16 protein-coding genes and 1 riboswitch are annotated in these 24,430 nt (G+C 63.1%); of the genes, 4 read left to right on the forward strand and 12 right to left on the reverse strand.

Annotated elements, in window-relative coordinates:
- Positions 1 to 15 precede the first annotated feature (15 nt).
- From cobO to SC1_RS05745, 7 genes are all read right to left on the reverse strand, one after another.
- Positions 16 to 624, reverse strand: coding sequence for a cob(I)yrinic acid a,c-diamide adenosyltransferase (cobO, locus tag SC1_RS05715; RefSeq protein WP_062178753.1), 609 nt, complete (start codon positions 622 to 624; stop codon positions 16 to 18).
- Positions 624 to 2,486, reverse strand: coding sequence for a TonB-dependent siderophore receptor (locus tag SC1_RS05720; protein WP_062178756.1), 1,863 nt, complete (start codon positions 2,484 to 2,486; stop codon positions 624 to 626). The genes cobO and SC1_RS05720 overlap by 1 nt, the downstream gene beginning before the upstream one ends.
- Positions 2,487 to 2,662: 176 nt before the next feature.
- A riboswitch (cobalamin riboswitch) is annotated at positions 2,663 to 2,885 on the reverse strand.
- Positions 2,886 to 2,935: 50 nt separating this feature from the next.
- On the reverse strand, positions 2,936 to 4,090 hold the full coding sequence (locus SC1_RS05725) for an acetyl-CoA C-acyltransferase (protein ID WP_062178759.1): 1,155 nt from the start codon (positions 4,088 to 4,090) through the stop codon (positions 2,936 to 2,938).
- Between the two features lie 4 nt (positions 4,091 to 4,094).
- Positions 4,095 to 5,324, reverse strand: a complete 1,230-nt coding sequence (locus SC1_RS05730; RefSeq protein WP_062178762.1) for an acetyl-CoA acetyltransferase — start codon at positions 5,322 to 5,324, stop codon at positions 4,095 to 4,097.
- Position 5,325: 1 nt separating this feature from the next.
- Entirely contained in the window at positions 5,326 to 7,017 is a 1,692-nt protein-coding gene (locus tag SC1_RS05735) for a class I adenylate-forming enzyme family protein (protein ID WP_062178765.1), read from the reverse strand.
- A 1-nt stretch (position 7,018) separates the two neighbouring features.
- Complete coding sequence (locus SC1_RS05740) at positions 7,019 to 8,515, reverse strand: carotenoid oxygenase family protein (protein ID WP_062178768.1); 1,497 nt, start codon at positions 8,513 to 8,515, stop codon at positions 7,019 to 7,021.
- Positions 8,512 to 9,480 carry a nitronate monooxygenase family protein gene (locus SC1_RS05745; RefSeq protein WP_083435699.1) on the reverse strand — a complete coding sequence of 323 codons (969 nt, stop codon included), beginning with the start codon at positions 9,478 to 9,480 and terminating at the stop codon, positions 8,512 to 8,514. Before SC1_RS05745 ends, SC1_RS05740 begins: the two co-directional genes overlap by 4 nt.
- 120 nt (positions 9,481 to 9,600) lie before the next feature.
- Between SC1_RS05745 and SC1_RS05750 the strand changes: the two genes are divergently transcribed.
- The gene (locus SC1_RS05750) at positions 9,601 to 11,889 is read left to right on the forward strand and encodes a TonB-dependent receptor (RefSeq protein ID WP_062178774.1); all 2,289 of its coding nucleotides are present in this window, start codon (positions 9,601 to 9,603) and stop codon (positions 11,887 to 11,889) included.
- A 101-nt stretch (positions 11,890 to 11,990) separates the two neighbouring features.
- Positions 11,991 to 12,923 carry a helix-turn-helix domain-containing protein gene (locus SC1_RS05755; RefSeq protein ID WP_062178776.1) on the forward strand — a complete coding sequence of 311 codons (933 nt, stop codon included), beginning with the start codon at positions 11,991 to 11,993 and terminating at the stop codon, positions 12,921 to 12,923.
- 3 nt (positions 12,924 to 12,926) lie between these two features.
- On the opposite strand, the gene SC1_RS05760 is transcribed toward SC1_RS05755, so the two are convergent.
- Positions 12,927 to 14,165 (reverse strand): MFS transporter, encoded by a 1,239-nt coding sequence (locus SC1_RS05760; protein WP_062178779.1) that lies wholly within the window; start codon positions 14,163 to 14,165, stop codon positions 12,927 to 12,929.
- Between the two features lie 42 nt (positions 14,166 to 14,207).
- On the reverse strand, positions 14,208 to 16,526 hold the full coding sequence (gene bglX, locus SC1_RS05765; RefSeq protein ID WP_062178782.1) for a beta-glucosidase BglX: 2,319 nt from the start codon (positions 16,524 to 16,526) through the stop codon (positions 14,208 to 14,210).
- A 250-nt stretch (positions 16,527 to 16,776) separates the two neighbouring features.
- On the opposite strand from bglX, the gene SC1_RS05770 reads away from it, so the two are divergent.
- Positions 16,777 to 19,842 carry a TonB-dependent receptor gene (locus tag SC1_RS05770; protein WP_062178784.1) on the forward strand — a complete coding sequence of 1,022 codons (3,066 nt, stop codon included), beginning with the start codon at positions 16,777 to 16,779 and terminating at the stop codon, positions 19,840 to 19,842.
- 68 nt (positions 19,843 to 19,910) lie between these two features.
- Positions 19,911 to 21,404 carry a glucoamylase family protein gene (locus SC1_RS05775; protein ID WP_062178786.1) on the forward strand — a complete coding sequence of 498 codons (1,494 nt, stop codon included), beginning with the start codon at positions 19,911 to 19,913 and terminating at the stop codon, positions 21,402 to 21,404.
- Between the two features lie 44 nt (positions 21,405 to 21,448).
- On the opposite strand, the gene SC1_RS05780 is transcribed toward SC1_RS05775, so the two are convergent.
- Genes SC1_RS05780 through SC1_RS05790 form a run of 3 tightly spaced genes read right to left on the reverse strand, consistent with a single transcriptional unit; the run spans position 21,449 to position 24,410 of the window.
- Positions 21,449 to 22,315: an endonuclease/exonuclease/phosphatase family protein gene (locus tag SC1_RS05780; RefSeq protein ID WP_062178787.1), complete on the reverse strand. Its 867-nt coding sequence runs from the start codon at positions 22,313 to 22,315 to the stop codon at positions 21,449 to 21,451.
- On the reverse strand, positions 22,312 to 23,658 hold the full coding sequence (locus tag SC1_RS05785; RefSeq protein WP_062178789.1) for a GH1 family beta-glucosidase: 1,347 nt from the start codon (positions 23,656 to 23,658) through the stop codon (positions 22,312 to 22,314). Before SC1_RS05785 ends, SC1_RS05780 begins: the two co-directional genes overlap by 4 nt.
- Entirely contained in the window at positions 23,655 to 24,410 is a 756-nt protein-coding gene (locus SC1_RS05790) for an alpha/beta hydrolase-fold protein (RefSeq protein ID WP_062178791.1), read from the reverse strand. Before SC1_RS05790 ends, SC1_RS05785 begins: the two co-directional genes overlap by 4 nt.
- Positions 24,411 to 24,430: the final 20 nt, after the last annotated feature.

Below are 24,430 nucleotides of genomic sequence, written 5' to 3' on the forward strand. Positions count from 1 at the left end.
CGAATTCCCGACGCATCAGAACTCGATCCCTTTCTGCGCCTTCACATTCTGCTCGCGGAACGGGTGCTTTACCTGCGCCATTTCAGTGACGAGGTCGGCGGCGTCGATCAGTTCCTGCGGCGCATTGCGCCCGGTGATGATCACATGGGTCATATGCGGTTTCGCACCCAGCGCCTCCAGCACCTCATCCACCGGCAGATAATCATAGCGCAGCACGATGTTGAGTTCGTCGGCGATCACCATGGCATAGGAGGGGTCGGCGATCATGCGCTTGACCTCCTCCCACGCTTCGCGCGCGACCGCGATGTCACGCGTTCGGTCCTGCGTGTCCCAGGTAAAGCCTTCGCCCATTGGCTTGAATTCGATCAGGTCGGGAAAGCGATCGAACACCGCTTTCTCGCCCGTCGTCATCGCGCCCTTCACAAATTGCACGACCCCGACTTTCATGTCGTGCCCAATCGCGCGGATCGCCATGCCGAGCGCGGCTGACGTCTTGCCCTTGCCGGGGCCGGTGTGGACGATCACCAGCCCCTTTTCGACCGTCTTTGCCGCGACCTTCTTGTTCTGCGCCGCCTGGATCTTCTTCATCTTCGCCGCATGTTCGGCGTCGGTGCGGGCTTTCATCAGAAGCGCGCCCGTACGCCGCCATAGGCGGCGCGCCCATAGACGCCATAGCCCGAGGCGGTCGCATAATCGGCGTCGAACAGATTATCGACGCGGCCGTAAACCTCGAAATTCCGGCCGACGGGCAGCGATGCGCGGATGCCCGCGAGCGCATAGCCATCGAGCCGCACAGCGTTCGCGGCATCGTCGAAGCTGTCGCCGACCATGGTCAGCGTCGCGCCGGTCGACAGGCCGAACGACCAGTCATAGTCGGCCGACAGGCTGACCGCGTGCGCGGCTCGACGTGGCAGGCGGTTGCCGTCGAACGCCGGGCGTCCCGACCGGTCGCGGGCATCGATATAGCTGTACGACGCGGTGACGTTCAGCGCGTCGACCGGCCGCAGCGCGAGCGTCGCTTCGACACCCTTGGCGCGCGTGCGATCGATATTGCCATAGGTGAAGGTGGCGTTGTCATAGTTGATCTGGTTGGTCGTGTTGCGCAGAAAGGCGGTCAGCGAAATCTGCGCGCGCCCCTCGGCAAGGCTCTGATCGATCCCGAAATCATAGCTTTTCGACCGTTCGGGGCGCAACGCGCTGTTGCCGCTGAAGCTGTCGTAAAGCTGATAGAGCGACGGCGCCTTGAAGCCTTCGCCATAGCTCAGCCGGAAACTCGTCGCGCCGTCGTTGGGCGAATAATTCGCGTTGGCGCCCAGCGTCGTCGCGCCCCCGAACTGGCTATGGTCGTCGTGGCGGATGCCGCCCGTTACCGACAGGCCCGTGAAGGGCTGGACGATCCCCAGCGCATAGACGCTGTCGATGTTGGCGCGCTGGCTGTCGGTCGATCCGAAGCCGAAGAAATCATAATCGGGGCGCTCATGCTCATATCCGAAGATCAGCTTGGCCTGATCCACCGGCGTCACGACACCCTGATATTCGAAGCGGAGATTGGTGCCCGAATAGCCATAATCGGGGGCTGTCCCGCGGACGAAATAATAGTCGCGATCGTTGCGCAGCCAGGTCACCGCCGCACGGCTGGTGAAGCGGCCGCCGAACAGGCCGAGGTTCAGCCCTGCATAGCCGACATATTGGTCGAGCTTCGCGACGTCGGGGCTGTCGGCGGGGGCGCCGAAGAAGCTGTCATAATCGAGGTCCGAGTTGATGTAATAGCCGCGCAGGTCGAGACTCAGCGCATCGCTGAACGCGATCTTCAGCCGCGCATTTCCTGCAAAATTCTTGTATCCGTCCTTTTCGGTGCCGACCCCGGCCGACGAGATACCGTCGGTGCGAAAATAGGCGCCGCCAATTCCGCCCGAAATTGCGCCCGCGGTGCCCGACACGTCGGCTTTGGCGTTGAGCGTGTCGCTATATCCATATTCGGCCGAGGCGCCCGCGGCAAAGCCATCGGCCGGGGTCGCGGTCGTCAGGCTGACGACGCCGCCGATTGCCTGGCTGCCATGGACCACCGAGTTCGAACCGCGCAGTATCTCGATCCGGCTGATGTTGCCGGTGAGCAGGTGGCCGAAATCATAGGCATCGCCGATGCCGCTGGGATCATTCACTTTCACGCCGTCGATCAGGACCAAAGTCTGCGTCGTTTCGGCGCCGCGCAGCGATATGCCGGCGACCGAGCCGGTGCTGCCGGTCCGGCTGAATCTAACCCCGGGTGTTGTGGCGAGCAGGTCGACGACATCGACCGTCTGGCGCTTTTCGATCGTGGCGGCATCGATGATCGTGATCGCCTGACCGACTTCGTCGCGCGGTTGCTCGATACCCGACGCCGTCACGACAATCTCGTCGCCGGGGCGCTCGCTCTCGGCGGTTTCGGCAAGCGCGGGCGTTGCCGCCGTCAAAGCCAACAGGGAAATGGTCGTGAATTTCAACATGGGAAGCCCCCGAACGCCGACAACGAAGGCGGAGCCTGCCGATACGCGGGGCGCGATCGACCGGCGCTGGCGTCGCAAGTGGCGTAAAGCCTGCGGCCCCGGCACCGAAGCGGCTCCAGCCGCTTGGTCGTCGCTCGACGGAAACCTCCGTGCCGCGGCCTTTCCCTGGGCCTTGGCATTGAGCGACCCACGCCGGCAGGTCTCCTGGCTCGCGGGTCAGGGCTTGATGCACGCCTTCCCAGGTTGACCCCAGTGGCTGTCCGGATCGAAATCCGAACGGTGCATCGCGCTCGCCGCTTACAGTTGCAGGGACAGCCTCGGCTTCGGGGGTTCAGGACGAACCCCGTTACCGCGTTCCCATTTTAAGCCCTTTCGGGCACCGGCGCGATCATGCGCAGGGCAAGCCCTGCACGCGCCGCCCATAGCGCAGCCGCGCTTTTTCGCAATGCCTATTGCCGCTCGACGATCATCGCGGCGCCGACGCCCATCGCGCCGGTCAGCACGACCAGCCCGTATCGGCCGCCGCATGCATCGAGCGCATCGAGCAGCGTCGAGGTGAGGATCGCACCGCTCGCGCCCATCGGATGCCCCTTCGCCAGATGCCCGCCGCTGACATTGACGCGCGCCGGGTCAGGGTCGCGGTCGCGCAGGAATTTGGCGATCGTGACGGCAAAGGCCTCCATGAATTCGATGCGGTCGATGTCGCAAAGCGCCAGCCCCGCACGCGTCAGCACACTGTCCATCGCGGCAAAACCCGCGGTCAGCGACGCGGCCGGATCGCCGCCGCTTTCGGCAAAGGCGATCACGCGCGCACGCGGCGCGGGGCCGAGCCCTTCGCCGCCGACGAGCGCGAGCCCCGCGCCGTCGCAGATCGGCGGCGCGTGCGCCATGCCGTGCAGCGGTTCGAAGGTCGCGCCTTTGAGCGCGCCTGCATAATGTTGCTGCAGTTCGCCAAAGGCCGGCGATGCGGCGGCAAGCGATTCGGCCGTCGTTTGCGGCCGGATACATTCCTCGCCCGTCAGCGGCCCGGTCGCGATGCGCGATTTTTGCAGCGCTATGTCCTGTTCCGTCGCGGCCGCCTTTTGCTGCGAGGCGAGGGCGACGGCGTCGAGATCGGTGCGGGTCAGGCCTTCGGCATTGGCGAGGCGGTCGGCCGCGAGCACCGGGGGCACGAAGCGCGCGCGGGGCGGCAGCTCGTCATTGGTGTAGAAAGCCGCGCGGTCGCCGAGGAATGGCGCGCCGCTCATCGACTCGACCCCGCCCGCAAGGATGTGCGAGGCTTCGCCGCTCGCGACCTTGGCGACCGCCTGGCCGATCGCCGACAGGCCTGATGCGCAATAATTGTTGATGCTGTGCGCCGCGACCGTGTCGGGCAGTCCCGCATGCAGTTTCGCCAGCATTGCGATATGCCCGCCCTGCGCGCCGCTCTGCGTGACGCAGCCGAGCAGCAACGCATCGGGGGATGCTGCGACGTCGCCGCAGCGTTCGGCCAACGCCGCGGCCTGCTGGCGGACCAGTTCCTGCGGGCTCAGCCCCGCGAGCCCGCCGTCGGGTCGCGCCTTGCCGCGCGGGGTGCGAACCGCGTCGTACAGATAGACGTTCAACGCGTCAGACGCCGACGACGAAGCTGACCGCGGTGGTCGCGCTCCCGCCGACGTTGAAGGTCGCGAAGTTGCGCGCGCCCTCGACCTGATAATCGCCCGCATTGCCGGTCACTTGCCGCCAGCTATCGAGCAGCATGCGAACCCCAGTCGCGCCCACGGGATGACCCAGACCGATCAGCCCGCCCGACGGATTGACCGGCAGCTTGCCGCCGAGCGCGATCGTGCCATCCTCGATCGCGCGCCAGCTTTCACCCGGCGGCGTGATACCGAAATGATCGATCGCCATATATTCGGTGATCGAGAAGCAATCATGCACCTCGACCCCGTCGCACGCATAGACGTCGGGCATCTCGGCGCGACGCAGCGCGTCCATCATCGCCTTGCGAACGCTCGGGAAGACATAGGGCTCGCCGCGGCTACCCGCGACCTTGGTCGAGTAGAGCAGCGGTGCAGTTGAATGACCCCAGCCCTTGATCCGTGGCAGGCTGTCGACCGAGATACCGCGCCGTTTCGCATAAGCCTCCGCGACCTCGCGCGATGCGAGGAAAATCGCCGCAGCGCCATCGGTGACCTGCCCGCAATCGGACTTGCGCAAGCTGCCCTCGATCAGCGGATTGACCTCGTCATTTTCGCCGAGATGATCGTCGGTGACCGCCCAGCCGCGCGTCTGCGAATTCGGGTTCTTCTTGGCATTGGCGAAATTATTCGCCGAAATGCCGCGCAGATGCGCGCGGTCGAGCCCGAAGCGCTCGTCATATTCTTCGGCGACGCGCGCGAACATATACGGCCACAGATAGCGCGCTTCCTGCGCCTCGCGGCCCGCCCATGCGGCGGCGCCCAGATATTCGGCGGCGCGCTGGCCGGGGACGTTGCGCATCAATTCGATGCCGAGCACGAGCGCGAGGCCGTAACGCTCGGCCTCGATCTCCGCCGCCGCGGCAAGGATCGCGATGCTGCCCGAGGCGCAGGCGGCTTCGTGGCGCGACGCGGGGACGCCCGCGAGGTCGGGATGGACATGGCCGAAGAATCCGCCGAGCTGGCCCTGACCCGCGAACAGTTCGCCGACGAAATTGCCGACATGCGCGGTTTCGACCTCTTTGGGTTCGATGCCCGTTGCCGCGAAGGCGGCCTCGGCAACGTCGCGGAACAACTCGAACAGCCCGCCGCCCTCGCGTTCCATATTGCGCGCGAAATCGCTCTGCGCGCCGCCGAGAATGAAGACGTCCTTTGCCATGTCAGGCTTCCTTTTCCAAAGTCGCGAGCGCCATTTCGCGGACCTCGCTGCGCATCACTTTGTTCGTGACGTTGCGCGGCAGCGCGTCGAAGCGGAAAAGTCGCTCGGGCAGCTTGAACACCGCGAGATCCTTTTCGCGGAGATAGTCGGTGACTTCGCCGATCCCGACATCATCGGGGCCACGCGGGACATAGGCGAGGCCGATCCGCTCGCCCATCGTCGCGTCGGGGAGCGAGAAAACGCAAGCTTCGGCGAGCAGCGGATGGCCGCCGAGCAGCTGGTCGATTTCCTCGGGCGAAATATTCACGCCGCCGCGGATGATCAGATCCTTGCAGCGCCCGACGAAGCGATAGAAGTCGCCGCCCTCGGCGATTTCGAACAGGTCGCCGGTGCGAAACCAGCCGTCGTCGGTGAAGGCTTCGGCGGTGCGTTCGGGGGCGTTGTGATAGCCTTCGAACAAGGTCGGGCCGCGGATCTGCAACTCGCCCGAGAGGCCGTCCTGCTCGATCGGATCGCCGCCGCCGGGCGGGACGAGGCGGCTTTCGATATTGGGCGCGCGGCCCTCGCCATAGGGGCGCTGATAGGTGCCGCGTCGCGGGAACAGGCTCGCGCGCTTGTCGGGGTCGGGCATGTCGCCCTCGCCGGTGATGAAGCTCATCCCCTCGTTCGACCCGAAGACATTGACGATGATGATGCCGAGCTTTTCCTGAAAACCGCGCACCATTGCGGGGGCCAGCGGCGCCGATCCCGACGCGATGACGCGCAGGCTGGAGAGGTCGACCGACGCGAGCAAAGCGTCATTCTGCAACAGCATGTTGAGCACCGCGGGCGGCGCGATCGTCAGGCTGGGGCGCTCGGTTGCGATCTGTTTCAGATAGATGGCGGGGTCGAACGGGTGGTGGAGTATCATCGTGCCCGCGCTGGTGAGCCAGCACATGGTAATGCCGCCGATGCTCGCCATGTTGATGAGCGGGAAGGGGTTGAGCAATATGTCGCCCGGACCGACCTTCATCGCCTCATAACCGGCGCCCGCGACCGCGATCCAGTGATTGTGGCTGCGCGGGACGCCCTTGGGCACGCCCGTAGTGCCCGACGTCCAGCAGATCGTGAAGATGTCGTCGGCATCGACCGGGTTCGCCGCGACATGCGCCGCGAGCGCGGCTTCGTCGCCTGCGGCCGTCGACAGGTCGAACGCGTCCTCGGGCGGATTGGGACCGAAAGTCATCAACCGGATGCCGCCGAGTAACGGTGCCGCGACCTCGACATGGTCGCATCCCTTGACCGTCGTCGCGCAGACAAAGGCTTTGGGTTCGACGACTCCGATCATCGCCTTCAATTCGTGGCTGCGATATTGCACCGCCGCCGGGCTGACGATCGCACCAATTTGTGCGGCGGCGAAATAGAGCGCGACAAACTCGCTGATGTTCGGAAGCTGGACGAGCAGGACATCGTCCTTCGCGATCCCCGCCGCGACGAGCGCGCCGGCAAGCCGGTCGACCTCGGCTTCCAGCGCGGCATAGGTCAGCCGCTGCGGCGCGCCGAATGCGAAATCGGCGCGATTGGGCGCATCGACCAATGCCAGCCGGTCGGGATGCGCGACGGCGTTGGCGAAAAACAGATCGGCGAAACTCTTGTCGCCCCACCAGCCGCTGGCGCGGTGCTGCTGCCTTTTATCCTCTCCCGCTGCGATCATCTCAGGCGGCCAGCACGCTGTTTTCGCCGATGCCGATATCGTCACCGCTCGCCCAGACCGTGTGCGTTCCCGAACAGATACGCTCGGGCAGAATGATCCGGCACACCGGACCCGCCGCGATATTCTTGGCGTCGATCAACACGCATTCGGAGCGATCGGTTTCGAGGTCGGCGATGAAGGAGACGAGATAGCCGTCGTCCTCGTCCTTCGCATTGATCCGCGGCGCGAAGGGGGCTTCGCTGCCGAAGCGGCCGGGTCCGAATTCATAGGATTCGCTCGTCCGCGCGTTGAGGTCATGCTTCACCAGCCCGCGGAACAGGAACCAGCCGGGCTCGGGGATCGCGCTATAGGCATAGCGGTACGGCTTGCCTGCATAGCGGTGGTTGAACATGCCAAACTCAAGATCGCGATCGTCGAGCCGTTCCTCGACCGTTTCGCCGGTGACGAGGTTGAAACGCCAGCGGTGGAGACGCGGCTTGAGCAGGCCCTGATCGAGATAGGCCATCATCCGTTCGAGCCCATCAGGCGCGTTCGGATAGGATTTGGGCATCGGCTCTTCCTGATAATAGCCGTCGAGGATGATCTCGTCGCCTTCCTCCCACGCGTTCAGCCAGTGGAGCGTGTAGGTCGGCTCGGCTTCGAACCAGCGGATATCTTCGGGCTGGCCGTGCCGCGGAATGATCGCGAAGCGCGTCTTCTCATCGGGGTGGAATTGCACGACATGCAGCCGCTTTTCGAGCAACTCCTCGTTCCAATAGAGCGGCATGTCATTGAGGATCGTGTAATTTTGCGTGAACGCCATATCGTGCGGCAGGCGCGGCCCCGCGAGCGGGACGGGGATATAATGTTTGAGCTTATTGTCCGCCCCGACGACGCCATAATGCATGAATGGCGCGTGCTTCGAATAGTTGAAGAACATCAGCTCGCCCGTCGCGAGGTCGACCTTGCAATGCGCCGATATGCCGTCGAGCGGCACCCAGCTTTCGGTGCCAAACTGTTCGAGCGTGAACGGGTCGAGCCGATAGGCCTCGCCGCACTGATAGAAGGTCGAAATGATCTTGCCCGCGTGGATCGCGACGTCGGTCGAGGATGAATCCTTCAGCCATTCCTGCGCGCCCCAGCCGTGGCGCGTCGATTTATGCGGCGGCTCCATCAGCCCGGCCCACAGCGAGCGGCCGGCTTCCTTTTCGGCTTCGAACCCCTTGGTGCGTACGAAGCGGCTGCGATAGCTTGCGCGGCCGTCCTTGAAGCTGATCGAATGGATGAACCCGTCACCGTCGAAGGGGTGATAGCGGCCGATCGGCTCGTGGACCTGGTTTTCGCCCGTGCGCACATAGACCCCGTCGATGTCGGTCGGGATCGTCCCGATCACTTCGGCATCGCCATTGGCGAAAATCGCATTCCATTCGTTGAACGTCGGCCGCCAAGCGCCCTTCATATAGGGGTGGTCGTTTGGCTGGATCGTCGACTGGATCGTTTCGACTAACTCGGCAGTCATGCGATGGCTCCTTCGGCAGGTGCAAAGCGCGGGCGCGCTACGGCCGCGTCATATTCTTTCACAAGGCGGTCGACGATATCGGCGACCGGTTCGACGCCGCGCACCGCGCCGACGCCTTGTCCGGCGGACCAGACATTCTTCCACGCCTTTGCGTCATCCTGGGCGTCCGAGAAGTTCGGGCGCTTGTCCTCGGGCATGTTGGCGGGGTCATAGCCCGCAGCGATCAGGCTCGATTTCAACCAGTTGGCGGTCACACCGGTGATGCCCTTCGAAGGCACGATATCCTCGGCGCCCGCGGCGACGATCATATCCTTGTAATCCGGAACCGCCATGCTTTCGGTGCAGGCGATCAGCGAGGTGCCGAGATAGGCGAAGTCGGCGCCGAGAATCTCGGCCGCGCGAATGGCTTGGCCGGTCGAGATCGCCCCGCCAAGCACGAGCGGACCATCCCAGAATTGCCGAACCTCCTCGACAAAGGCGAAACCGGCCGTCGCGCCGGTGTGGCCGCCCGCACCCGCGGCGACAAGGACGAGCCCGTCGACCCCGGCGGCAGCAGCCTTGCGGGCGAAGCCGACCGAATTGACATCGGCGAATACCAGCCCGCCATAGCTATGGATATCCTCGACCACGCGCGCCGGACTGCCGAGCGCGGTGATGACGAGCGGCACCTTGTGGCGCACGACGCACGCCAGATCTTCGGGAAGCCGGCTGTTCGACGGATGGACGACCAGATTGACCGCCCATGGCGCGGCTTCAGGATCGTTCGACAGCGCGGCATCGATCCGGCCGACCCAATCCTCCAGATCGGCCGAAGTGCGCGCATTGGGGGCAGGGAAGCTACCAATCACGCCCGATCGCGATGCGGCGATCACCATCTCGGGACCCGACACCAGAAACATCGGAGCCGCGATTGCGGGCAGGCGCAAATTGCGCGTCAGTGCAGGTGGAAGGCCGTGTCCCGGCAAGGCTAATCCTCTCTCAAATTATCTGACTTGCATAACGATACTTAAAGCCGTTATGAGTCGCAAGGCAAGAAAAACATCGCGGGCGGTGGTCGCCAAGACGATGACGCGTGGGAGGACCCTATGAACAGAAATTTTGTTGCGCTGCTCGCTGCATCGGCGCTCGCCAGCCCGGTTACCGCATTCGCGCAGGACGCCGCTCCGGCAGAGGAGCAGGGCGGTCTCGAGGAAATCATCGTCACTGCGCAGAAGCGCGCCGAGGGGCTTTCCGACGTGCCGATCTCGATCTCGGCGGTCAGCGGCAAGCAGGTCGAAAGCTATGGCCAGACGAACCTAGAGCAAATCTCTTCATCGGTCCCGAACCTCAAGATCACGCAGACGGCGATCGCCAATCGCATCGCGATCCGCGGCATCGCGTCGGGCGACAACAAGGGTTTTGAACAGTCGGTCGCGATGTTCGTCGACGGCGTCTATTACGGCCGCGACCAGCTTTCGCGCCTGCCGCTCGTCGACATGGAGCGCGTCGAGGTGCTGCGTGGGCCGCAGCCGACCTTGTTCGGGAAAAATGCGATCGCCGGTGCGGTGAACATCACGACGCGTAGCCCGACCGACGAGTTCGAAGGCTCGGTCAGCGGGCTCTACGAATTCAACCACAAGGAATTCCAGCTTACCGGCGTGCTGTCGGGCCCGCTCTCCGAGGGCATCGAGGCCCGCGTCGTCGGCTACCACCGTTCGATGGACGGTTATTTCTATAACCAAAAGCTCGATCGCGATGAACCGAACGTCGACGAATATTATTTCCGCGGCAAGCTGGAGTTCGACAAGGGCGGGCCGCTTGCTGCCGAATTGAAGCTTGAATATGCCGATTTCGAAATGAAGGGCCAGCCGCGCGATGTGTTCGGCGCGGTCGGCAATTACAACACGGTGTTCCAGGGGCCGTTTTTCGTCAGCACCGACCCCGACTATGTCCGCGAAGACAATGGCTATGAAAGCAAGAACAAGGTGTTCGGCGCGACACTTAACGCCGATCTTGAACTAGGCGATCACACGTTGACCTCTGTCAGTTCACTGCTCGACTACAAGACGCGAGAGATTGTCGACGTCGACTTCTCCGGCATCAGCTTCCTCGACGGCACAAATCTGCGTGAGGATTATCGGCAGTTCAGCCAGGAACTCCGCCTGACTTCGCCAGGGGGCGAGGCGTTCAACTATATTGCGGGCATCTATTACCAGCATGCAAAACTCGACGTGCAGGATTTCACGCTGTTCAACCCGACCTTCCTCGCTCTGGGCGCACCGTTCAATGCGCTGGGCGACACGCGCAACGACCGCGATTATGCGCAGAAGTCGGACCTGATCTCGGGCTTTGCGCAGGGCGAATTGGCGGTCACCGATCAGCTTCGCATCACCGCGGGCGCGCGCTTCAATCACGAGAAGAAGAGCGGCAGCCGTACACTCGCCGTGGTACAGGGGCCGCTTAGTACCGCGCCGGCCGCCGTCGTCGCGGCGGTGTTCCGCGCCCTCAATATCGAGGCTCACAGCATCTCGGGCAAGATCAGCGAAGACAGTTTCAATCCGATGGTCAACGTACAGTTCGACGCCTCCGACGATCTGATGCTCTACGCTTCCTATGCCAAGGGAACGAAGGCCGGGGGCTTTGACATCCGGTCGAACTCGCTCCCGACCTCGACCACCGTCGCGAAGCCCGGCGCGTTCGAGTTCGAGGATGAAAGCGCAGATAATTTCGAAGCCGGCCTGAAATACAAGGGGCGCAATATCGCCTTTAACCTGTCGGTTTATCGCACAGATTATAAGGATCTTCAGGTCAATATCTTCGACGGTACGCTGAACTTCAACGTTCGCAACGCAGCCGAAGCGCGCACGCAAGGCGTCGAGGCCGACTTCCGCGCGGCGCTCGCCGAAGGGCTGACGGTCAGCGGTGCGGTTGCCTATCTCGACTTTAAATTCACCAATTTCACCGACGGGCAATGCTATTATCTGCAGACGCCGGGTGCGAACGGCTTTTGCGATTATTCGGGCAAGCGCAATGCGCTCAGCCCCAAATGGTCGGGCAATTTGAACCTGGATTATACGACCCCGGTGACGAGCAGCATGAAGGTGGCGTTCAACGTGAATGCCGACTTCTCCTCATCCTATATCGCCGCGGCAAACCTCGACCCCCGCACGCATCAGGACGGATATGTGAAGCTCGGCGCGCGGCTTGCGCTGGCGCAGGTCGACGACCGCTGGGAAGTGGCGCTGATTGGCCGCAATCTTACCAATCAGCGGATCCTGCAGACTGCGAGCTCTATGCCGCTGGCCACCACGATCACGCGCAACGCCGGCAATGCCTATAATGGCATCGTCGATCGCCCGCGCACGATTGCGGTGCAACTGACCGGGCGCTTCTGATGCGGGGGAGGGCGGTTCTGAGCCGCCCTCCCGTCGCAGGTGCCAGCCTTGCCGGTCATCCGGGCTTCGTTTAGGGGCGGGGAGAGGTGAGGACGGCTGATTTGAAACATGACCGCACGATCAGGGCCTGTTCGATCTGGCGCGCGCTCGACGTCGTCGGCGACGTCCCGGTGCTGCTGCTCATGGAACAGGCGTTCCTCGGCACCCATAGTTTCGATGAATTTGTCGCGCGCACCGGCCTCGCACGCTCGGTCGTCAACGGCCGCCTCAAGAAACTCGTCGAAGAAGATTGCCTCGCCAAAGTCCCGAAGAAGAGCGGCCGCGGCTTTCATTATGTGCTGACCCAAAAGGGCCGCGACCAATTTCCCAACGCACTGATGATGCTGCGCTGGCAGCATCGCTGGGAAGCCGACAGCCGCGATTTTCGTGTGCAGCTCCATCACGCGACCTGCGGCCATGCGACCGAGCCGGTGCCCGCGTGCCAGCATTGCCACGCCGAAATCGATCCGCGCGACGTCGACTGGCGCGAAGGGCCGGGACTGGCGCAGGTCGTCCCGCATTACGAACGCCGCCGCTTCAACGGTGAGGTCGGCGCGCGCCGGCCCGGTGGCCGTCCGCTTGTCGACACGATGATCGAGTTGTTCGGCGACCGCTGGGCGACGCTCGTCGTCCGCGCGATGTTCACGAGCATCAACCGCTTCGACGATATCCAGCGCGACACGCTGATGGCGACGAATATCCTGACGGGGCGGCTTGAGCGGCTGGTGCGGCAGGGGATATTGAAGACGGTTCCCTATTCCGCCCACGCCGACCGCGTCGAATATCGCCTGACCGCAAAGGGACGCGACCTCTATCCAGTGCTGCTCGCGTTGCTGCAGTGGGGCGACAAATGGTTTTCGGACGAGCGGGGACCGCCGTTGCTGCTCACCCATCGCCCTTGCGGTCACGACCTCGAAATGGTTGCGGCTTGCAGCCATTGCGGCGACGAACTGCAACTGTCGAACAGCCGCTTCACGATCGACGATGCCGGTTGACGATCAGGGCAGCAGCCGGCCTTCGTCGCGGTGCGGCATCGGCGCGATGAAGCGCAGGACGATCGCCGACAGCAAAAGCCAGCCCGCCGACCCGAGGATCGCCGCAGGCAGCGAACTGAGGTCCGCGACCAGGCCCAGCGTATAGGCGCCGAGCGCCATCGCGCCGAACGTGACCGCCTGATAGATCGATAGACAGCGGCCCAGGATTTCCTCGGGCGAGCGGAGCTGCATCGCGACGTTGAGCGTCGTCAGCGTCGACACCCATGCGGCGCCCGCGACGAATGCCGCCATCATCACAGGCGTCAGGCTGGTGGTCAGGGCCACGGGGAGCATGGCAGCAGCGAAGACGAGCGATGCAGCGGTGACCACGCGGTCGCTGCCCCAGCGGCGGCGCGCTGCACCCACCCATAATGCGCCAAAGATCGACCCCGCGCCGAACGCGGCTAGGCACAGGCCATAGATAATCTCGGTTCCGTGCAGCCGGTCGCGGACGAGCGATGGTAACAGCGCCTGAAACCCCGCCGCGCCGAACCCGAAAGCAAAACCACGGATCAGCACACGTCGTACCGGGTCCGATTGTGCGCAGAAACGGAGGCCTGCGGCAATCGCCGTCAGCATCGGCGTTCGGCGCGGCGGAACGGTTTCGGGATGCCAGCGCAGCAGCACGACGATCAGCGCGAGATAGCTCAGCGCGTTGAGGCCAAAGGCCGCGGCGGTGCCGACAATCGCGACGAGCATCCCGCCAAGCGCGGGGCCGGCGCTACGCGCGAGGTTGAAGGCGATGGTGTTGAGCGCGATGGCCTGCGGCAGATCCTTGGGCCCGACCTGCAACCGTACCGATGCCTGCCAGGCGGGACCGTTGAGCGCAGTCCCGCATCCGACCGCAAGGGTGAAGAAGAGCAAGGTCAACGGCGAGATCGCATCGAGATATGTGGTCAGCGTCAGCAATGCCGATACCACCAGCATCCCGGTCTGCGCCGCCAACATGACGCGCCGCCGGTCGAAATTGTCGGCGATCGCTCCCGCAAAGATGCCGAGCAGCATGATCGGGATCGTCGCGCCCGCCTGCACCAGCGCGATCAGCAAGTGCGATTGGGTCAGCTCGGTCATCAGCCAGGCGGCGGCGACCGACTGGATCATCGACCCCATGTTCGACGCAAGGTTCGCGATCCAGATCGCGCGAAACGCCGGATAGCGGAACGGCGCGAGCGCGGAGGGTGGGGGCGGTGTGTCGGGACTCACTCAGATGCGGGTAACCCGCCTCGCCACCCTCGGCAAGGCCGGCTAGTCGGTCAGCTCGAACGATGCCTCGGATCCCTCCGCCGAAGAGGGGCCGACCCACAGCGTGAACTGGCCGGGCTCGCTACCCCAGCTCATGTCCTGCCGCGTAAAGGCGAGGTCGGCGTCGGTCAGCGTGAAGCGCACCGTCCGCTTCTCGCCCCTTTTGAGACTGATCTTCTCGAAGCCTTTCAGCTCCTTGACCGGCCGCGTCACCGACCCGACGAGATCGCGAACATAAAGCTGCACCACCTCTTCGCCGTCACGCGCGCCGCTGTTGGTGACCGTCACCGTTGCGGTCAGCGTCTCGCCTGGCCGGATTTTCGCCTTGTCCAGCGTCACCGGCGAATAGGCGAAGCTTGTGTAGCTGAGCCCGTAGCCGAAGGGATAGAGCGGCGTGTTCGGCGTATCGAGATAGCGTGAGACATATTTCGCGTTCGGGTCCTCGGGCTTGATCGGCCGCCCGGTGTTTTTCATGTCGTAATAGATCGGTACCTGCCCGACGTTGCGCGGGAAGGTGACGGGCAATTTGCCCGACGGGTTATAGTCGCCATAGAGGACATCGGCGATCGCATGCCCGCCCATCGTGCCCGGATACCAAGCCTCAAGGATCGCATCGACATTGGCGTCGGCCCACTCGATGCTGTTCGGACGGCCGCTCATCAGCACGAGGATGATCGGCTTTCCGGTCTTCTTCAGCTCTTCGAGTAGGGCCTGCTGGTTCCCCGGCAGGTCGAGCGAGGTGCGGCTCGCTGCTTCGCCGGTCATATTCCAATGCTCGCCCATAGCGGCGACGATGACGTCCGATTTCTGCGCGAGCGCAATCGCCTCGGCGAAACCGTCGCTTTTACCCGCATCTGCGAACTCATAGCCGGCGCCCTTTGCATAAGCGACGGTCGTGCCCTTGGGCGCGCGCTTCTGCATGCCTTCGAGCAGGGTTACCGGCCGTTCCTTGCGGTCGCCTGCGGCGGACCAACTGCCGATCATATCTTCCTTGCTGTTGCCGAGCGGGCCGATCACCGCGATCGATTTCGCCGTCGCGGCAAGGGGCAGGGCATTGCTCTTGTTCTTCAGCAATACGATCGACTTGCGCGCGACGTCGCGTGCCGCTTCGAGGAAGTCGGGACGATAGATGGTCGCTTTTTCTCGCGCTTCGTCAGAATAGCGATAGGGGTCGTCGAACAGCCCGAGGCGATATTTCATTTCGAGGATCGCTTTCACGGCCTCGTCGACGCGTTTGACGTCGACCTTGCCCTCGGCGACCGATTTCGCGAGGTGATCCATGAACACCGCGCCTTGCAAATCCATGTCGACCCCGGCGTTGATCGCCTGTTCGCCCGCCTGTTTCAGGTCGCGCGAATAGCCGTGAGGGACCATTTCGTTGATCGACGTGTAATCGGTTACGACAAAGCCCTTGAATCCCCATTTCTTCCGCAGCACGTCGGTCAGCAGATAATGGCTGCCCGAAGCAGGTACGCCATCATATTCGTTGAACGAGGTCATGAAAGTCGCCGCGCCGGCGTCGGCCGCCGCCTTGAATGGCGGCAAATAGATATCGCGAAGCGTGCGTTCGGAGATGTCGACCGTATGATAATCGCGGCCTGCCTGTGCTGCACCATAGGCGGCGAAATGCTTGGCGGTCGCGAGCACCGTATCGACGCGCTTCAGATCGTCGCCCTGAAATCCGCGCACGCGCGCAACCGCGATCTTGCTGCCGAGGTAGACATCCTCGCCAGCGCCTTCCGACATGCGGCCCCATCGCGGATCGCGAGCAACGTCGACCATAGGTGCGAAGGTCCAGTGAATGCCCTCTGCAGACGCCTCGGTGGCAGAGATTCGTGCTGCTTTTTCAATGGCTTTCAAGTCCCAACTAGCCGATTCGCCGAGCGAGATCGGAAAGATGGTGCGGTGGCCGTGGACGACGTCATAACCGAAAAGCAGTGGGATTTTCAGTCGCGTCTCTTCGACCGCCAGCCGCTGCAGTTCGCGCGTATATTTGGCGGTGAAGGCGTTGAAGATCGAACCGATCCGCCCCTTGCGAATATCGTCCTGATAGCCTTGGCGGATCGTCGGGCCGGTCGAATCCCAGTCACTCGTCAGCAGCGACAACTGCCCGACTTTCTCGTCGAGGGTCATCTTCGCCATCAGGTCGGCGATGAAGCGATCCATCTTCGGATCGGGGCGCATCCAGCCTGCTGAATCCGCGGCGACTTTCTCGCTCGTGCTCGCTGTGGGCTTCGCGAAGAGCGGGGCGGAGGTGAGTGTTCCAGCCACCATCAAGGTGGCCAGCGTCAGGCGTGTGAGGTTGCGCGTCATCGGCGGCATGATTCGTCCTTCCCGGTCGGGTCTGCTTATACATTGTCACGCGGATTGGCCGAATTTCGGCCAAAAACGGGCTGGTCCCCGATCGCATCCGTCTGTGTCGCTTCCCCCTATACAGTGATCGTGAAACCGGTTACAAATCAAAAAAACAACGGCGCGGTTTCCCGCGACTCGTCGCTGCACCGGAGGCAAGGCCGGTCAGCGGATGAGGCGAGCGCGGAAAATGTCGGGGTTCGCAATTAGGGAGGATGCTGTGAAGTTTTCGCGTGATTTTCAGACCGTTTCCGCGCGCCAGTCGCGCGCCCGTTCGCTTGCGGCTGCGCTCGCATGGAGCAGTGCCGCTGCGGCGCTGGCGGTTGCCGTCGCTGCCCCCGCGCATGCACAGGTCGCCGGCGCATCGCTTCGCGGCACGGTCAAGGCCGAGGGCGGCGTGTCGGAAGTCACCGCCGTCAACGTCAACACCGGGCTGACGCGCACCTCGACCGTTACGGCAAGCGGCGGCTACAGCTTTTCCTCGCTGCCCGTCGGCACGTATCGCCTCGAACTGACGACCCCACAGGGCAAGCGTCAGACCGACGAGTTCGCGCTGAATGTCGCGCAGAATGCGGTGCTCGACTTCGACTTCTCGCAGCCCGACATCGCCGAAGGCGGCGACGATGCGATCATCGTCACGGGCAGCCGTCTCCGTTCGATGGAAGGCGGCGAAGTCGGCAGCAATATTTCGCAGCGCTTGATCGAAGTTTTGCCGCAGAACAATCGCAACTTCCTTGCCTTTGCCGACCTTGCCCCGGGCGTTCAGTTCCTCACCAACAGTGCAGGCCAGACAAGCCTGCGCGGCGGTGCGCAGGGCGCCAATGCGATCAACATCTTCATCGATGGCATCGGGCAGAAGGACTATGTGCTGAAGGGCGGTATCAGCGGACAGGATTCGACGCAGGGCAACCCGTTCCCGCAGCTTGCGATCGGCGAATATCGCGTCATCTCGTCGAACTATAAGGCGGAGTTCGACCAGGTCAGCTCTGTTGCCATCACCGCGGTGACCAAATCGGGCACCAACGAATTCCACGGCGAAGGTTTCTACGACTTCACCAACCAGAGCCTTCGCGACCGGCTGCCGCGCGAGAATTTCCCGACCTATATTCCCAAGGTGCGGACCAAGGACACGCAATTCGGTGGCGCGCTGGGCGGCCCGATCATCAAGGACGTGCTGCACTTCTTCGTGACCTATGAGGGCAAGCGCCGGGTTGAGCCGCGCGAGATCAAGCCAGGTCTCGACCTGCCGACGAGCTTTTTCCCCGATCGATATCAGAGCGCTTTTGGCGCCCGGACCTCGGCGTTTAACGAAGACCTCTATTTCGGGAAGATCAATTTCACCCCGACCTCGAACGACCTGTTCGAATTCTCGCTCAAATATCGCGACGAGAGCGGCGAGGAACTCAACAATGGTTTCGCCGCCGAAGAGACGGCGACGATAACGAAGGTCAAGGAATGGCGCGGCCTTGCTCGCTGGGAGCATACAGCGGACACGTGGGTGAACGACTTCAAAGTTGCCTATGAGGATGTGACCTGGAATCCTCGTCCGCTCAACTTCGGCAATGTGTCGCTGTTCAACGTGACGGTGCCGAACACACCGCCGGTTACGGGAACCCGTCGCGGCGATATTCTCCGCGTCGGTGCGGGCACCAATTTCCAGGACAAGGGTCAGAAGGGTTGGCAGGTCTCGAACGATTTCACCTGGACCGGGCTCGACAGCCATACGTTCAAGGTTGGCGTGAAGGCGAAGTGGATCGAACTTAACACCAACACGCAAAATGGCGTGAATCCGGTCTTCACCTATAACGCGCTATATGCACCTGGTGGCGCGTTCAATGATACGATTCCCTACCGCATGACGTTCAGTGCGCCGGTGGACGGGGGTGATCCCGACATCAGGTCGAAAAACTTTCAGCTCGGCCTCTATGCGCAGGACGATTGGGAAATCGACGATCGTTTGACGCTCAATATCGGCCTCCGTTGGGATTATGAACGGACGCCTGCGTTCCTCAATTATAAGCATGACCCGGCGATTGCGGAATTCGTCGCGGGTCGTGCATCCTACACTGCTGCCAACGGGACGGTCACGCCGCCCTATGCGAACCTGCGCAACGCAAATTTCGACATCGACGACTTCATCTCGACGGGCAACGAACGGAAGGCATTCAAGGGCGCATGGCAGCCGCGGCTCGGCTTCACATATGCGCTCGATGACGAGAAGCGCTTCTCGATCTTCGGCGGTTACGGCCGCTCCTATGACCGCACCCAGTTCGATTTCATCCAGCAGGAACTGGCGCAGGGCCTGTTCGCGGGCCGCACCTTCAATTTCAATAATCCCGGCGACACGACCAATGTTTGCGCGCCCAGCGCAACCTGTATCGCGTGGAATCCGGTCTATCTGACGCAGGCGGGCCGCGACGCGCTGATTGCGGGTCTGCCGGCTGGGGCCGGGCGCGAATTGCGGTTCATCAAGAATGATCTCAAGACCCCCTATTCGGACCAGTTCAGCCTGGGGGTTCGTGGCCGCTTCAATCTGCTCGATCTTGAAGCGGGCTACAGCTATGTCGAAAGCCACGACGGTTTCGCCTATGTGCTCGGCAACCGCCGTCCCGACGGCAGCTTCTTCCCGCCGAGTGGAAATCCGGATTCGCCCTTCGGTTTCGCACCGGCGCCGTTCGGCAGCATCATTCTCGGCACCAACGGGATCGAAACGCGCGCGAACACGGCCTATTTCAAGCTGACGAAGCGCTATACCCAATTCTCGCCGTGGAGCCTCGACGCAACATACACCTTCACCGATGCCGAGGAGAACCGGCAGCTCGGCGAAGTGTTCGCGCTCGATTTCCCTGGCATCGAAGACTATCCATTCATCGCCGCGACCGGTACGCGCAAGCACCGCTTCGTGATGGCGGGTTCGGTCGACGTTCCGTTCGGCATCACGCTGTCGGGCAAGTTCCAGATCGCGTCGCCGAAATATCTCGCGCAGCTCGTCGGCACGCCGGGTGTCGGCGGCGTCCCGCCCAGCCGGACGGTGACCTCGATCGAGACCGAGGGCAACGGAGATCGCTGGGGCTATCGCCAGATGGACCTGTCGATCACCAAATATGTCCCGTTGCGTTTCCTGACCGAGGAATCGCGGCTGCGCTTCCGCGTCGACATCATCAACCTGTTCAACGATCGCAACTACAGCGGCTTCAGCGCCATCACCGGGCTGCGTAACCAGAATGATCTGGGTTTGGATGGTCCTCCGCGGACGATTAAGCTATCGGCCGGTTTCCAATTCTGACCGGCTGACAAGGCGCCCGGCCTGCACCCCCCTCCCGCGGGCCGGGCGCCTCACTTTTGGAGTATAAAATGTCGTTCCGCAGCGGGGCTTTTATTCTGCCCCTGGTCGCGCTGACCGCCGCTTGTGCCGCCAACCCGGCGCCGTCCACCGCTACTCCCGCGACGACCAGCCTGCCGCCGATCACCGAGGCGGCCTTTTCGGAAGAGCTGACCGAACGCACCTTCCGCTATTTTTGGGATACGACGGACACCGAGCGCTGCCTTGCGCCCGATCGCTGGCCGAGCAAGCCCTTCTCGTCGATCGCGGCGACGGGTTTTGCGCTCACCGCCTATGGCATCGGTGCAGAGCGCGGCTATGTGACGCGCGCCGAGGCGGCGATGCGCACGCGCGATTGCCTGCGTTTCTACTGGAACGCGCCGCAGGGGCCCGCAGCGGCGGGCACCACCGGCTACAAGGGCTTTTTCTATCACTTTCTGAAGAATGACGACGGCACGCGGTACAGGACGAACGAGCTTTCGACCGTCGACACCAGCCTGTTCCTTGGCGGCGCGCTGTTCGCGCAAAGCTATTATGACCGGAACGATCCGATCGAGGCCGAGATTCGCGAGCTTGCCGAGAAGATCTACACACGCGTCGACTGGACCTTCGTTCAGCGCACCAACACCGGGACCGAGGCGCAGAACCTGCCGGGCTCGCACGGCATCACGATGGGATGGAAGCCGGAGAAGGGCTTCGAGACGCACGACTGGGTGGGCTATAACGAAGGCATGCTCGTCTATATCCTCGCGCTGGGTTCGCCGACGCATCCTGTCGGGAAGGACGCTTGGGACAAGGGCTGGGCCGCCGATCTCGAAAAGGATTGGGGCAGCTTCTACGGACAGCAGCACCTGCAGTTCGAACCGATGTTCGGGCACCAATATAGCCATGTCTGGGTCGATTTCCGCGGTATCCGGGATGATTTCATGCGCGGCAAGGGCATCGACTATTTCGAGAACAGCCGCCGCGCGACGCTGGCGCAGCGCGCCTATGGCGCCGACAATCCGAACAAATGGACGGGCTACAGCGCCGATATCTGGGGCTGGACCGCATCGGACGGGCCAACCTATTCCGAGGGTAAGCTCGTCGTGAACGGCACGCCGCGGAACTTCAATACGTACATGGCGCGCGGCGTCAGCGCGATCCGCGTCGTCGACGACGGCACCGTCGTGCCGACCGCGGCGGGCGGTTCGGTCGCCTTCGCACCCGAAGTCGCCATTCCCGCGCTGATGGCGATGCGCAAGCAATATGGAACGCGGCTTTATGCCCGCTACGGCTTCAAGGACGCCTTCAACCCCAGCTTCACCTTCACTGATGTGGGTTCGCACTCGGGCGAGGTCGATCCCGTTCACGGCTGGGTCGCGAACGACTATCTTGGCATCGATCAGGGCCCCATCCTTGCGATGATGGAAAATCACCGCAGCGGCTTCGTGTGGAAGGTGATGCGGAAGAACCCGCATATCGCGCGCGGGCTTAAACGCATCGGCTTCACCGGCGGCTGGCTGGACAAGGCAAAATCGGAATAAGCCTCGGGCCACCCCGGCCCTTGCCGGGATGGCCGTTAGCGCTTTTAGCAACCCTTGCCGATGCACAGATCGGCGAGCACGGGATAATGATCGGATGGCAGCTTGCCGCCATTTTGGTCGGTCAGCGTCGCGTGGCGCAGAATGATCACATCGTCGCTGACGAAGATATGGTCGATCGGGCTCGGCTCCATCTGCGCGATCTTGAAGCCGGTAAATGTACCGAGCGGGCCGTAATGCGGCGTGTGGCTGATGATGCGACTGTCCTTGAGCGCGCCCTTGCCGGGCTCGACGATCGCCGCATAGGCATTGCTGGTCGCAGGACTGTTGAAATCGCCCATCAGCACGGCGGTCTCGCCGGCTTTACGCTGGCCGTCGATCCAGTGGCGGATCAGGCGGGCGCTTTCCTGCCGCGCAACCTCTCCGATATGGTCGAAATGGGTGTTCACGACGAGCAGGATGCGCTTCGCCGCGCGATCGCGCAGCCGCGCCCAAGTCGCAATCCGCGGCAGCGCGGCATCCCAGCCCTTGCTTGGAAGTGCCGGGGTCGGCGACAGCCAGAACGTGCCCGATTCGACCAGCGTGAAGCGGTCGCGGCGGAAGCCGAGCGTCGAATATTCGCCCTTTTCCTTGCCATCGTCGCGTGCGACGCCGACGAATTGATAACCGGGCAAGTCGGCTTCGACCGCCTGCTTCTGATGCTGCAACACCTCCTGCATCCCGACGAAATCGGGTGCCTGATAAGCGACCAGCGCGGTCAGCGCCTGCCGCCGGTGCGGCCAGGCATTGTCGCCGTCCGACGCGAGGTCGAGCCGGATATTGTAGGTCATCGCCTGATAGTGGTCGGCGCGTTCTTTCGCTGCCGCGGGAAGAGCAAGCAGCGCTGCGGCGGCGAGGATCAGGATCCTTTTCATCCGAGGTTGCCTCCGTTCGACGCGATCACGCTGCTGTAGAAGCGTGCGCTTCGTTTCGGCGTGCGGACCTGCGTCTCATAGTCGACATGGACGATCCCGAAACGCTTCGAGAAGCCCAGCGACCATTCGAGATTGTCGAGCAGCGACCAGGCCATATAGCCGCGCACGTCGACGCCCTGCTTGATCGCGTCGCCGATCGCGGAGATGTGCGTGCGCAGATAATCGCAGCGCAGGGGATCGTCGATTCCGTCGGGGCCGGCCGTCGGCGGGTCGTAGAAGGCGGCGCCATTCTCGGTGATATAGACGGGGATATTGCCATAAGTGTCGCGGAACCAGACGAGCATGTCGGTGAGCGCGGGCGGATAGACCTCCCAGTCGGTCGTCGTATGCGTTGCGTTCTGCCGCACCGGTGACGCGCCGACGGGCCACTGGTTCGGGTCGTTCTTTACGACGTTGCGCGTGTAATAGTTGATCCCGATGAAGTCGACGGGCTGGCAGATGTCCCGTAAATCCTGGGCTGACCATTCGGGCCAAGCCTCGCCGAACACTTCGGCGAGTTCGGCGGGATAGCTGCCCTTCAGCGCCGGATCGAGATACTGGCGATTCATGTAAGCGTGCGCGCGCGCGGTCGCGGCGACGTCTTCGGGGCTGTCGCTCGCAGGATATTTGGGCTCGATGTTGACGACGAGGCCGATTTCGTGCGCGCCCTCGCCGCGATAGGCCTGCACGGCCGCACCGTGCGCGCGCATCAGATTGTGGCTCGCGATCGGCGTCTCGAACAGGTTGCGATGTCCGGGGGCCAGCGCGCCATGGAGATAGCCGCCGTCGGTGATTACCCACGGCTCGTTTAGCGTTACCCACTTCTTCACGCGCCCGTCGAGGCGGCGGTACATCACCGAACCATAGTCGGCGAACCAGTCGGCGATGTCCCGGTTGAGCCAGCCGCCCTTGTCGTCGAGCGCCGCGGGCAGGTCCCAGTGATGCAATGTGAGCAAGGGTTCGATATCATTCTTCAGCAGTTCGTCGACCAGCCGCTCGTAGAAATCGAGCCCCGGCTCGTTCACGCGCCCGATCCCCTCGGGCAACACACGGCCCCAGTTGACGCTGAAGCGATAAGCCTTGAGCCCCAGCTCCTTCATGAGCGCGACGTCGGCCGGCATGCGGTTATAATGGTCGCACGCGACGTCGCCCGTGTCGCCCTTTACCGCCATCAGCCGCGGATCGTGGCTGAACCGCTGCCAGATGCTCGCGCCCGCGCCGTCGGCGAGTGGCGACCCTTCGACCTGATAGGCGGCCGTCGCGGCGCCCCACAGGAAATCGTCGGGGAAAACAGTCTGCGTCATTTTTTGTCCTTGTCGGCAATCGTTGGGGAGGAAAGTTTCTGTTCGAGCAACCAGGCGTAAAGCGCCGGATCGTCATAGGCGGGATCCCAGGCATTATGGCCAAGATCGGGATAGATGGTCAGGCGCACTTTGCGCCCGCCGCAGGCGCGGATCGAACGCGCCATGTTAAAGCTGCCTTCGGGCACGACCACATCGTCGCGGTCACCGTGAAAGGCCCAGACGGGCAGGTCCATCAGGCGGCACGCCTCGCCGGGATTGCCGCGCCCCGCGACTGCCGCGACCGCGGCGAAGCGTTTCGGCTCGGCGATCGCCCAGCGCCAGCTCGCATGGCCGCCGCGGCTAAGGCCGGTGAGGTAGATGCGCGCAGGATCGACGCGGTAGGTCTTCGCAACATGGTCGACCAGCCGGTCGAGCCTGTCGATATCCCAGTCCTGATCGGCGCCGAGCAGGGGCGAGACAGTCAGGAAAGGAAAAGAAGGGTCGCGATCGGCGATCTTCGGCGGACCATGGACCTTCACTTTCGCGAGATCGTCGCCGCGCTCGCCCGACCCGTGGAGAAAGATGAGCAGCGGATATTGTTTCGTGGTGTCGGCCAAATAGCCTTTGGGCACGAATAGCTGATAAGGATAATTGCCCGCCTCGATCGGCTGCTGCGGTGTCTGTCCTTCGACGGGAGCGAGGGTTTTCGTCTTTGCGGCGACGGGCGATGCGGCGAGTGCAAGCCCGAGCAGCGCCGCGGTCCAATATGTCATTCGTCTGTCCTTGCTGGATG

The sequence above is a fragment of the Sphingopyxis sp. C-1 genome (assembly GCF_001047015.1).
Lineage (GTDB): Bacteria > Pseudomonadota > Alphaproteobacteria > Sphingomonadales > Sphingomonadaceae > Sphingopyxis.

Excerpts from the sequence above, each read along its gene's own strand:
- cobO (WP_062178753.1), bottom strand. The coding sequence starts at position 624 with ATGAAAGCCCGCACCGACGCCGAACATGCGGCGAAGATGAAGAAGATC.
- SC1_RS05720 (WP_062178756.1), bottom strand. The coding sequence starts at position 2,486 with ATGTTGAAATTCACGACCATTTCCCTGTTGGCTTTGACGGCGGCAACG.
- SC1_RS05730 (WP_062178762.1), bottom strand. The coding sequence starts at position 5,324 with ATGGCAAAGGACGTCTTCATTCTCGGCGGCGCGCAGAGCGATTTCGCG.
- SC1_RS05735 (WP_062178765.1), bottom strand. The coding sequence starts at position 7,017 with ATGATCGCAGCGGGAGAGGATAAAAGGCAGCAGCACCGCGCCAGCGGC.
- SC1_RS05740 (WP_062178768.1), bottom strand. The coding sequence starts at position 8,515 with ATGACTGCCGAGTTAGTCGAAACGATCCAGTCGACGATCCAGCCAAAC.
- SC1_RS05750 (WP_062178774.1), top strand. The coding sequence starts at position 9,601 with ATGAACAGAAATTTTGTTGCGCTGCTCGCTGCATCGGCGCTCGCCAGC.
- bglX (WP_062178782.1), bottom strand. The coding sequence starts at position 16,526 with ATGCCGCCGATGACGCGCAACCTCACACGCCTGACGCTGGCCACCTTG.
- SC1_RS05775 (WP_062178786.1), top strand. The coding sequence starts at position 19,911 with ATGTCGTTCCGCAGCGGGGCTTTTATTCTGCCCCTGGTCGCGCTGACC.
- SC1_RS05780 (WP_062178787.1), bottom strand. The coding sequence starts at position 22,315 with ATGAAAAGGATCCTGATCCTCGCCGCCGCAGCGCTGCTTGCTCTTCCC.
- SC1_RS05785 (WP_062178789.1), bottom strand. The coding sequence starts at position 23,658 with ATGACGCAGACTGTTTTCCCCGACGATTTCCTGTGGGGCGCCGCGACG.
- SC1_RS05790 (WP_062178791.1), bottom strand. The coding sequence starts at position 24,410 with ATGACATATTGGACCGCGGCGCTGCTCGGGCTTGCACTCGCCGCATCG.